Here is a 10,602-nt window from a genome sequence, read left to right on the forward strand (position 1 = left end):
TGGGGCCGTGGACCGACATCTACGCCATCGGGGTCTGCATGCTATCGTGCATGCAGGGGTTTCCCCCATATGATGCGCCGCAGCGGCAGGAGAAGGACCGTCTGCCGCAGGCGCTGGCGCGGCTGCGTGGCGTCTACACCGACGATCTGATCCACATCATCGAGTGGTGCATGGCGCTTGACCCGCTGTCGCGTCCCCAGTCGGTGTTTGCGCTGCAGCGGGAGCTGGCGCGGGAGGCCGAGGCGCTGCTGCCGGAGACACCGTCGTGGTGGGAGCGCGTGCGCACCCGTTTCGGGCTGGGCGTGCGCGCGCCGACGCCGGCACCGGCTCCCGTCACCCAGCGCTCCAGCTTTTTGGAACCGCCGTGAACGTCACCGTGTACCAGGGCACCCACGCGGGCGGAAGGGCGCGTAACGAAGACCGCGTGGGGTAAACCCACACCCCACAGGCGTTGCTGCTGGTGCTGGCCGATGGCATGGGCGGGCACCCCCAGGGCGACCGGGCGGCCGAGATCGCGGTGCGCACGTTCCTGCAGGCGTTCGTTGAGCAGGCGCGGCCGCGGCTAGCCGATGAGCGCGCTTTTTTGCAGGATACCGTGCATGCCGCCAACCGGGCGATCGTCGATTTCGCGCGAGCACAGAACCTGCCCGAACACCCCCGCACCACGGTGGTGGCGGCGGTGGTGCAGCACGGGCGGCTGACGGCTTTGCACAGCGGCGATTCACGCCTGTACTGGGTGCGCAACGCGCGCCTGCTGCGCCGCACGCGCGACCACAGCTACCACGATCAGCCCGAGCGGTTCGGCCGGCTGCCGGCGGGCGTCAGCCGCAGCGTGCTGTTCGCCTGCCTGGGGTCGGATGCCGAGCCGTTGTCCGACGTGCTGGGCCCGGGGCCGCTGCAGGTGGGGGACCGCGTTTTGCTGTGCTCGCATGGCGTGTGGAGCGTGTTTGGGGATGAGGTGCTGGCCGCTGACCTGTGCGCCACGCCGCTGGCCGACGCCGTGGAGGGGTTGGCCCAGCGTGCCATGCACCGCGGGGGACGGCACGGCGACCATGTGACGTTGATCGGACTGCAGTGGCTGGGCGAGGATGATTTTCCCTCGACTCAGGTGCTCGAGCCGCCCGAAACGGCGAGGGTGAGGGGCGCTGGGGCAGGCGGCGCAGATCTCGACGAGCTCGAAATCGAGCGTACCATTGCGGGGATCCACGCCGCCATATGGCGCTCGCACCGCGCGCCGGCTCCGGCCGCGCCCGGCCGCCGCCGCCCCTGAAGTAAGCGCGGCGGATTGTTGAAGGCTGTCGCCGGTTACGATCGGGGCGTCCAAGCAAGCTGCCGGCACCACTTCGGTATGGTGCCGGCAGCGCGTGTTCCCTTCGATTGCTGCTGTTGTGCGCTTGCATCCATGACGCTTCCGCCCATTGCACTCCCCTCTGCGGCCGCTGCCCGGCACGACGGCCGCGCCCCCGATCAGCTGCGTCCGGTGCGCATCACGCGCGGCTACACCGTTCACGCCGAGGGCTCGGTGCTGATCGAATTCGGCCGCACCCGCGTGCTATGCACGGCCTCCATCGAAGACCGCGTGCCGCCACATCGCAAGGGCAGCGGGGGCGGCTGGGTGACGGCCGAGTACGGCATGCTGCCACGCGCCACCCACACGCGCAGCGAGCGTGAGGCCGCGCGCGGCAAACAGAGTGGGCGCACGCAAGAAATCCAGCGCCTCATCGGCCGCGCGCTGCGCGCCGTCTTCGACCTGGATGCACTGGGCGAGCGCACGCTGACGCTGGACTGCGACGTGCTGCAGGCCGACGGCGGCACGCGCACCGCCGCCATCACCGGTGCCTGGGTGGCCGCCTACGACGCGGTGCAGACCCTGCTGGCCGAAGGCAAGCTGGCTGCTAGCCCGATCCACGCGCCGGTGGCGGCGGTCTCCGTGGGCATCGTCGATGGCCGCCCCGTGCTCGATCTGGACTACGTGGAGGACGCCGCCTGCGCCACCGACATGAATGTGGTCATGACGGGTGCCGGGCATTTTGTCGAGGTGCAGGGCACGGCCGAGGGCGCGCCGTTGACCCGCGCCGAATTGGACGCGCTGCTGGCGCTGGCCGAGCGCGGCATCACCCAGCTGATCGCGCTGCAGCGTGCGGCGCTGGCCGGGGCTGAAGTCGGATGAGCGCGCCGACCGCAGCCACCGTGCCACGCCGACTGGTGCTGGCGTCCAATAACGCGGGCAAGCTGGCTGAGCTGCAGGTGCTGCTGGCACCGCTCGGGGTGGAGCTCGTCGCCCAGGGCCAGCTGGGCATTCCCGAGGCACCCGAGCCGCACCGAACCTTCCTCGAGAACGCGCTGGCCAAGGCACGCCATGCCGCGGCGGCCAGCGGGCTGCCGGCGCTGGCCGACGACGCCGGCCTGTGTGTGGCGGCGTTCGGTGGCCGCCCGGGGGTGGACACCGCGCACTACTGCACCCAGTTTGGCTACCCCAAAAGTGACGCCAACAACGTGCGGGCGCTGCTGGAGCAAATGCACGGCCTCGACGACCGCCGCGCCGCCATGGTCAGTACGCTGGTGGCGGTGCGCCATGCCGACGACCCCGAGCCGCTGGTGGCCAGCGGTCGCATCGAGGGCTGGATTGCGCGCACACCCGTGGGCGACGGCGGCTTCGGTTTTGACCCAATCATGGTGCTGCCCGATCTGGGCTGCACCCTGGCCCAGTTGCCTTCGGACGTCAAAAATGGGCTCAGCCACCGCGGACGCGCCGCGCGTGCCATGCTGGAGCTGATGCAGCAGCGTTGGTGGCCAGCCGACCTCAGCGCCGCCTGGCCGGGGCAGATATGATGGCCTCAGCACAGGCCGTACACTGGCGGCAGCCTGGGGCCGTGCACCTGACGCAATTGCCGCCGCTGTCGCTGTACGTGCATCTGCCCTGGTGCCTGAAGAAGTGTCCCTACTGCGACTTCAATTCGCACGAGTGGCACGGCCCCGCCGCTGGGCAGACGGCCCTGCCCCAGCACGACTACGTGCGCGCCCTCATCGCCGACCTCGAGGCCAGCCTGCCGCTGGTGTGGGGGCGCGCGGTGGTCAGTGTCTTCCTGGGTGGAGGCACCCCCAGCCTGTTCGATCCCGACGTCATCGGCGAGCTGCTGTCGGCCATCCGAGCCCGGCTGCCGTTGCAGCCCGACGCCGAAATCACCCTCGAGGCCAACCCCGGCACGTTCGAGCGGCAGCGCTTTGCCGCCTACCGTGATGCCGGCGTCACCCGGCTGAGCATTGGCGTGCAGAGCTTCGACGACCGGCTGCTGCGCGCCATCGGCCGTGTGCACGACGCAGCGCAGGCGCGCGCCGCGGCCGAGGAAGCGGCGCGCCACTTCACCACCTTCAACCTCGACCTGATGTACGCGCTGCCTGGGCAGACGCTGGCCGACTGGCGGCGCGAGCTCGACACCGCGCTGGCCTTTGCGCCGCCGCACCTGTCGCTGTATCACCTCACCATCGAGCCCAATACGCGCTTTGCCAATGCGCCGCCTGCGCTGCCCGATGACGACACCGCCTACGCGATGCTGGATGCTGCCGTCGAACGGACTGCCGCCGCCGGCTTGCAGCGCTATGAGGTGTCGGCCTACGCCCGCGTGGGCCACCGCTGCCAGCACAACCTGAACTACTGGCAGTTCGGCGACTACCTGGGCATCGGTGCCGGCGCGCACGGCAAGCTCAGCTTCGCCGGGCGTATCGTGCGCCAGGTGCGCTGGCGCGATCCGGCGCGCTACCTGCACCAGGCGCTGCAGGGCCAGCCCGTGGCGCAGGAGCACGAGGTCGCCGCACGCGACCTGCCCTTTGAGTTCATGCTCAACGCGCTGCGGCTGCGCGATGGGTTCGATGTGTCGCTGTTTAGTACCCGCACCGGCTTGCCGATAACCACGGTTTCGGGCACCATCGAGGCGGCGTGTCGGCGCGGCTGGCTGGCGTGGGATCGTGCGCGCGACCGGGTGACACCAACCGCGCAGGGCTACGACTGGCTCAGCGACTTGCAGGCCCTGTTCCTGCCCGACTGAGCCCGGCGCGCCGCATCAGCGGCGGCGCGGCGACCACTGCGGCAGCCCGGCGCGCCCCGTGCCGCTGGCGCCGGGGGCCGGGCGGGACGGGCCACATCCGAGCCACGCGCGCGTTGCGTCGATGGGGCTGTCCGCCGGGGGCAGGTCTGCGATGGAGGGGTGTGATGCTGGCCATCTATGGCACGTCGGGGTTGATGTACCGTGGCCCGATCGAGGAGCTGCGGCGCGTGCTGCCAACGCTGCGCTCTGCCCGCCTACGCCCGCTGGCGGTGGAGGTGGACCGCCCTGACTTCGCCGACAGCGGCTTTCGCGTGCCGCCGCGAGCGGGCGGGGATGCGCAGGGCGGCGCACCGGCCCCCGCGCTGCCGCGCACAGCCGCGGTGGCGATGCAGGCCTACGGCGACGTACAGCACCCTCCCGTGACGCGTCATCCGCTGGAGCGCGTGCAGGATGTGATGACGCGCGACGTGGTTACCGTGCAAGAGCAGCTGCCGGTTGCCGAAGGCTGGCGCCTGCTGGCCGAGCGTGACGTCGGGCAGGCGCCGGTGCTCGACGGGGCCGGACGCCTGATTGGCCTGCTGACGCGCGCCGAGCTGCTCAGCCCCGAGCATCTACCGCGGCCGCAGGACAGCGCGCTGGTGTGGCGCGCGTTTCTTGCCCAGCCCTTGAGCAGCATCATGGTCACGCCGGTGCCGGCGGTCACACCCGAGACACCGTTGCGCCGCCTGGCGCTGGCGCTGCTGGCGACCGGCCTGCCCGGGCTGCCGGTGGTGGACGACGGCGAGGCGCTCATCGGCTTCGTTTCGCGCAGCGACATCCTGAAAGCGGTGGTGCACGATCCGCCACTGGACCTGTGGGCCGGGTAGGTGACAATAACACTGTTGCTGCCGGTGCCGCGCGCTGCCGTGCTGCAGCCAGCACCCCAGGACTCTCGCGGCCACTGGCAGCCCCGTCCGTGATACCCGCTGACCCGACCTGACCCGAATCCGACGCCGCGTCCTGCGCGGCCGAACCCAACCGTGAACGCGACCGAACCCCCGACCCTCAAATCGACCCCGAGCGAACTCGACCGCCACACCGGCGGGGTGTTCAGTGCACCCGGCGCCGCCGAGCGTGCCGCGCGGCTGCGTGCCTGGCTGGATACGGACCCGCCGGTGGAACTGATGGCCGAGGTCTACCGCGAGCTGGCGCACCGCGACAAGGGAGCGGCCAAGCTGGTGCGCGAGCGGCTGGACGAAAGCCGCCGAGCCCGAGCCCAGGAGGCGCTGGCGGCGCAGTGGGCCGACAAGGCGCGTACGCTGCTGGCGGCTCCCCGCCTGAACCTGGCCGACGCCATGGCTTGGCTGCGCGATGCGGCCCGCGAGGGCGCGCCGCTGTCGCGCGAGCCGCTGGCTGGGCTGCGCCAGCAGTTGACCGAACGCATGAAAGCCATCGAGGACCTGCAGACGCGCGTGGCGGTGGAGCGCGAGGCCGCCAGCCTGCTGGTGCAGCGCATCGAGCTGCTGTCCACCAAGCCGTGGGCCGAGGCCCAGACGGTGTGCGATACGCTGGCGCAGGACGTGACCGCCTGGCAACAGCGCGCCGCGGCGCTACAGGCCAGCCCGCAGGCGGCCGAGCTGGAGCCGCGCTACGCCACCCAACTGCACGACGCGCGCCAGCAGCTGCAGGCGGTGTGGACGGCATTCCAGGCGGCGCTGGCGCAGGCCCGGGCGGCCGCGGCTGATCCGCAGGCGGCGCTGCCCGGGGTGCCGGTGTGGGATGACGACATCCGCGCCGCGCGCGGCCAAGCGCCGACGTTGGCTGCCGCGGTCCCGAAGGCGGTGCAGGCGGTGGCGCAGGCGGTGCTGCTGCCGGCCATCGAGGCGCTGGAGCGCGAACTCGGCGCCGGCCACACCAAGGCCATGGTGCGCTACGCCGGTGAACTGCGGCATGCGGTCAAGGTGCATGCACGCCACGCGGGGGCCGAGCTGCAGGCGCGCGCCCAGGCCGCGCTGGCCAAGGCCAAGGAGCTGGAGGATTGGCACCGCTGGCGCGCCGACCAGCTGCGTGAGGAACTGCTGGCCAAGGCCGAAGCCCTGACCCAGGGCACCCCGCCGCAGCGCCCCAACGGGCCCCAGCTGCAGGAGGCCATCCGCGCCCTGCGCGAGCAGTGGAAGCTGACCGACCAGGGTGGCACCTCCAACCACGCGCTGTGGAAACGCTTTGACGACGCCTGCAACCGCGCCTACCAGCTGGTGCAGGCGTGGCGGCGCGAGCAGCAGGCGCAGCAGCAGGCCGCCGAGCAGGCGCGACAGCAGCTGATCGACGAGGTGCGCGCCTGGACCGCGACGCACGCCAGCGACGAGGACTGGAAGGCGCAGCTGCGCGATCTGCACGCCTTTGCCGAACGCTGGCGGCACGGCGGCCACGTGAGCGAAAAGCGCTTCGCCGAGCTGCAGGCACAGTGGAGGGAGGCGATGGCCGCCGCGCACGCGCGGCTGGACGCCGCCCAGGCCGACAGCGTAGCGCGCCGCCAGGCGTTGATTGCCGAGGCGCAGGCCCTGGCTGCGGAGCCGCGCCTGCGCCTTGATGCGGTCAGGGCGCTGCAGCAGCGCTGGCAGGCCGAAGCGCAGCGCGTGCCGCTGGAGCGCCGGCAGGAGCAAAAATTATGGGAGGCGTTTCGCCAACCCATCGACGCCGCGTTTGCGCGCAAGCAGGCTGAGCGTGAGCAGGCCCAGGCCGCGCTCAGCGCCCTCGATGCCGCCGTGATGCAGGCGGTGCGCGCGCTGCAGGCCGCCTGCAGCGGTGACGATGCGCAGCAGATCCGTGCCGCCATGGCAGCGCTGCGTGCGGCCGCCAGCGGTGAAAGTGCCGAGTCCGCTGCGGCCGGGACCCCGACCGGGGACGGCAGCAGGGCCGACACTGTAGCGGTGCCGCGCGCGGACGCTGATGGCGCATCCCCCATTCCGGGCAGCGATACCCGCGCGCCCACCGCAGCGGCACAGAGCCACACCACGGCTGCCGGGGCGGTCGACGGCGCTGCGCCCGCTGCGGTGCGGCCGCTGGTGGCACGGCGGGGAGACGACCGCCCCGGGGCAGCCCCCGCGCTTGCCCCGGCCGCTGCGGCGCAGGCGCGTGCCAGCCGAGGCGCGCGCCCCGAACGCGCCGGCACGGGCGAGTGGATGGCGCGGGCTCAGCGTCCGCGTCTGGGCGAGGCGGCATTCCGCGCCCAGCGGCAGGCGCTGGAGGCCGCCGAGGCGCGTCTGCGGCAGCTGGCCGTGCAGGCGCATGGGGAGGCACTGGGCGCGCTGCTGCAAGCCTGGGTTAGCCGGGATCCGCAGCGCGTGCCGCCTGCGCAGCAGCTCGGCGGCCGGCAGGCGGCTGCCGCACGTGCCGCCTGGGTGCGCGCGCTGCAGCAGGGGGGTGGGGCGGCCGACAGTGCCGACACCGCGCTGCTGCGGCTGGAAATCGCTGCCGACCTGCCCACGGCGGCCGAATGGCAGGCACAGCGCCGCCAGCTGCAGCTGCAGCTGCTGACGCGCCGACACGAGCCGGGTCCCGCCGAGACCTGGGTGCAAGATGTGGCGCAGGTGCTTGCCAGCCCACACGACGCTGTGCGTGAGCGGCGGCTGCAGGCGGCGCTGAAGGTGTTGCTGCGCCGCTGAACGCGCACGCCGCGCTCGGGGGGCGGGCCGTCTGCCCGCGGCCGCCGTGCCAGCGTCCGTCGCGCGCTCAGCCCCCGACTGGCGCACGGCACGCCGGGTGTCCCGCATGTGCCGGCGGATGGGCAAAGAAGGCATCCAGCTGGGCCACCAGTGCCGGGTGCTCGGCTGCCAGACGCGCGCGGTCCACGCAGTAGGCCTCGCAGGCGACGGCAAAAAACTCGGCGGGCGACTCAGCGGCGTAGGCATCCAGCCACGGTGCCGGGCCGCCAAAGCGCTCGTGCAGCGCCACGCGGCGGCGGTGCTCCTGCAACGCGGCGTGCAGCACATCACGCCAACGCTGACGGGCCGCAGCGGGGTTGGGCTGCAGCATGTCGGCGGGCAGCAGCGGGCAGCCATCTGGTGGCTGCCCCAGGGGCTTGCCGTGCATGTCGATGGCGTGGGCGAACTCGTGGATCACCAGGTTGTGCCCCACCGGCTCGTCCGCGCCATCGCTGTCGCCGCGGTCATCGGTCTGCGCGCGGGTCGGCTGCGACACGCGCGGCCACGCCAGCACGATTGGCCCCCCCTGCATCGCTTCACCGGCCAGGGCTTCGGTGTATTCGTGCACCACGCCCGAGTCGTCACGTACCCGACGCGCTGCCACCACGTCGGCCGGATACAGCACGATGCCGACGAAGTCGTCGTACCAGGCCAACGCCGCCAGGCCGCGGTGGCGCAGCGGCAGACAGGCCTGCACCGCCACCAGCAACGCCATGCGGTCGTCCACCCGCAGGCCGTGCGCGCCACTGAATTCCTTGCGCGCCAGAAAGGCCGCACACAGCGCCCGCAGCCGCTGCTCCTCGCCGGCGTCCAGCGCCGGCAGCCAGGGCAGCTCCTGCCGCACCTGCTGCCACAGTCGCTCGGGAATTGCGTCTGCCGCGCCGCGCGCGGCGCGCCAGCGCTGCCAGCCGCGCAACCACCAGCGCCGCAGCGCGCGCACCCAGCGGCGCCAGGGCCAGTGTCGGCTTGCCGCAGGCGCGTTCATGGCGTCCCCCCGATGCCGGCCGGCGACATACCATCCGCGTTCACATCGCGCCGGTGCCTGGGCCATCCCACCCCCGGCCACCGATGCCCAGGCGCTGCCAGCCGCCGTCGGCCTGCAGCACCAGCACGTCGCCGCGCGGCGGCTGGGCGCGCGCGTCCCAGTCGCTCAGCACCAGGCGCGGGAAGCCTTGCGGCAGCGTATGCGTCGCCGGGCGGTGCGTGTGCCCATGCAACACGCCGCTGGCGCCGCTGGCACGGCAGGCCTGCAACACGGCGGCGGGGTTCACGTCACTGGGGGGGGCGCCCGCAGCGACGCGCGCCTGCTGGTGCACGCGGCTGCGCTGGCGCAGCGCGCGTGCCTGCGTCAGGCGCTGCGCCAGCGGCTGCGCTAAAAAAGCCCGCTGCCAAGCCGGCGCGCGCACTTCGGCGCGAAAACGCTGGTAATCGGTGTCGTCGGTGCACCACGCGTCGCCGTGACTCAGCAGCCAGCGCGCTGATCCGAGCTGCAGCAGCGCCGGGTCGCCCAATAGGGTCACCCCGGTGGCAGCCGCAAAATCCGGCCCGAGCAGAAAGTCGCGGTTGCCGTGCATCACGAACACCGGCAGGCGCTGTGCCAGTGCAGCCAGCGCGCGCGCGCCGCGTTGCATCGCGGCCACCTCCGCGTCCAGCGCCGGGTCGGCTTGCAACACATCGTCTCCCACCCACACCTCAAACAGGTCACCCAGCACGCACAGCGCGTCGGCATGCAGCGCCTGCAGCGTCGCTGCCCACGCGTCGGCGGTAGCAGTATCGGCTGCCTGCAGATGCACGTCCGACACGCAGGCCACACGCCGCCAGTACGGCTTGCCCAGCACTTGCAGTGGTTCGGTCATGAGCACCTGCTCATCACGGGTTGGGTGGCGCCCTTGGCCCACGTCGCGCTCACTGCCAAGCCTGGCGCCATTCACTGATGGTGACCCAGCAGACGCCGATGGGGTTTGGCCGGTGCGGGCTTCATCGCCGGCGCAGGCTGTCTGTCCGCGGGGCGCTGCGGCCCGGGCGCCGGGCCCCGTCAGGGCGCCACCACCACCGCCTTCGTGATCACCACATCCTCCAGCGGCACGTCGTCGTGAAAGCCGCGCCGACCGGTGCGCACCGTGCGGATACCATCCACCACCTCTTCACCCTGCACCACGCGCCCAAAGACCGCGTAGCCCCAGCCCTGCAGCGTGGGGGCGGTGTGGTTCAAAAAGTCGTTGTCGGCCACGTTGATGAAAAACTGGGCCGTGGCCGAGTGCGGCGCCTGCGTGCGCGCCATCGCGATGGTGTAGCGCTCGTTTTTCAGACCGTTGGCCGCTTCGTTTTCGATCGGGGCGCGGGTGGGCTTTTGTTTCATGCCCGGTTCGAAGCCGCCGCCCTGGATCATAAAGCCGTCGATGACGCGGTGAAAAATCGTGCCGTCGTAGTGGCCATCGCGCACGTAGGCAAGGAAGTTTTCCACCGTCTTGGGTGCGCGCGCGGCATCCAGCTCCAGGGTGATGACGCCGCGGCCGGCGATGTGCAGTTCGACACGGGGATTCAAGGCAGTTGCTCCAGCAGAGGCGGGGCGTGGCCCCGCCGGGGTTGAGGAAAGGGCGCCCGGCGCGGCGGCGGTGTCGGGCCGACTACCGCCCTGGGCCCACGCGCCCAGGGTGCCGATGGCCCCGACAGCGCCCGCCAATCCAGCGGCTGCCAGCAGGACCAGTCCGCGGCGACGCGTCATGGCCGTCCTCCCGTGGCAGGCTCCAGCAGCGTGCGCAGCTGTTGCATCCGGGTGCCCAGCCCAGGGGTGTCGGGCTGCAGCGCCAGCGCCCGTTGCCAATGGCCCAGCGCCAGTTGCGCGTACACATCGCCCAGATTGCGGTGGGCGA

9 protein-coding genes and 1 pseudogene are annotated in these 10,602 nt (G+C 72.1%); 7 read left to right on the top strand and 3 right to left on the bottom strand.

The genetic code is table 11. The features are described 5' to 3' along the window. From V7Z54_RS05310 to V7Z54_RS05340, 7 genes and pseudogenes are all read left to right on the top strand, one after another. Positions 1-368, top strand: a pseudogene (locus V7Z54_RS05310) (hypothetical protein); the annotation flags it as partial. 83 nt (positions 369-451) lie between these two features. Beyond that, positions 452-1,270, top strand: coding sequence for a PP2C family protein-serine/threonine phosphatase (locus V7Z54_RS05315; protein WP_334134926.1), 819 nt, complete (start codon positions 452-454; stop codon positions 1,268-1,270). 132 nt (positions 1,271-1,402) lie between these two features. Next, positions 1,403-2,170 carry a ribonuclease PH gene (rph, locus tag V7Z54_RS05320; protein WP_334134927.1) on the top strand — a complete coding sequence of 256 codons (768 nt, stop codon included), beginning with the start codon at positions 1,403-1,405 and terminating at the stop codon, positions 2,168-2,170. Beyond that, entirely contained in the window at positions 2,167-2,832 is a 666-nt protein-coding gene (locus V7Z54_RS05325) for a non-canonical purine NTP pyrophosphatase (RefSeq protein WP_334134929.1), read from the top strand. Before rph ends, V7Z54_RS05325 begins: the two co-directional genes overlap by 4 nt. Continuing rightward, a complete protein-coding gene (gene hemW / locus V7Z54_RS05330) occupies positions 2,787-4,046 on the top strand; it encodes a radical SAM family heme chaperone HemW (protein ID WP_443082435.1) in 1,260 nt (419 codons plus the stop codon). The genes V7Z54_RS05325 and hemW overlap by 46 nt, the downstream gene beginning before the upstream one ends. 164 nt (positions 4,047-4,210) lie before the next feature. Next, a complete protein-coding gene (locus V7Z54_RS05335) occupies positions 4,211-4,912 on the top strand; it encodes a CBS domain-containing protein (RefSeq protein ID WP_334134930.1) in 702 nt (233 codons plus the stop codon). A gap of 153 nt (positions 4,913-5,065) precedes the next feature. Further along, positions 5,066-7,690: a DUF349 domain-containing protein gene (locus tag V7Z54_RS05340; RefSeq protein WP_334134931.1), complete on the top strand. Its 2,625-nt coding sequence runs from the start codon at positions 5,066-5,068 to the stop codon at positions 7,688-7,690. Positions 7,691-7,757: 67 nt separating this feature from the next. Here the strand turns inward: V7Z54_RS05340 and V7Z54_RS05345 are convergent, their stop codons facing one another. From V7Z54_RS05345 to V7Z54_RS05355, 3 genes are all read right to left on the bottom strand, one after another. Next, entirely contained in the window at positions 7,758-8,714 is a 957-nt protein-coding gene (locus V7Z54_RS05345) for a zinc-dependent peptidase (protein WP_334134932.1), read from the bottom strand. A 40-nt stretch (positions 8,715-8,754) separates the two neighbouring features. Further along, positions 8,755-9,585 (bottom strand): UDP-2,3-diacylglucosamine diphosphatase, encoded by an 831-nt coding sequence (locus V7Z54_RS05350; RefSeq protein ID WP_334134933.1) that lies wholly within the window; start codon positions 9,583-9,585, stop codon positions 8,755-8,757. Between the two features lie 179 nt (positions 9,586-9,764). Then, positions 9,765-10,274, bottom strand: a complete 510-nt coding sequence (locus V7Z54_RS05355) for a peptidylprolyl isomerase (protein ID WP_334134935.1) — start codon at positions 10,272-10,274, stop codon at positions 9,765-9,767. Positions 10,275-10,602 lie beyond the last annotated feature (328 nt).

It is taken from the genome of Tepidimonas sp., assembly GCF_036824975.1.
Classification (GTDB): Bacteria; Pseudomonadota; Gammaproteobacteria; order Burkholderiales; family Burkholderiaceae_C; genus Tepidimonas.

What these genes read in the sequence shown, in the direction of transcription:
- rph (WP_334134927.1), top strand. Translation starts at nt 1,403, where the DNA reads ATGACGCTTCCGCCCATTGCACTCCCCTCTGCGGCCGCTGCCCGGCAC.
- V7Z54_RS05325 (WP_334134929.1), top strand. Translation starts at nt 2,167, where the DNA reads ATGAGCGCGCCGACCGCAGCCACCGTGCCACGCCGACTGGTGCTGGCG.
- V7Z54_RS05335 (WP_334134930.1), top strand. Translation starts at nt 4,211, where the DNA reads ATGCTGGCCATCTATGGCACGTCGGGGTTGATGTACCGTGGCCCGATC.
- V7Z54_RS05345 (WP_334134932.1), bottom strand. Translation starts at nt 8,714, where the DNA reads ATGAACGCGCCTGCGGCAAGCCGACACTGGCCCTGGCGCCGCTGGGTG.
- V7Z54_RS05350 (WP_334134933.1), bottom strand. Translation starts at nt 9,585, where the DNA reads ATGACCGAACCACTGCAAGTGCTGGGCAAGCCGTACTGGCGGCGTGTG.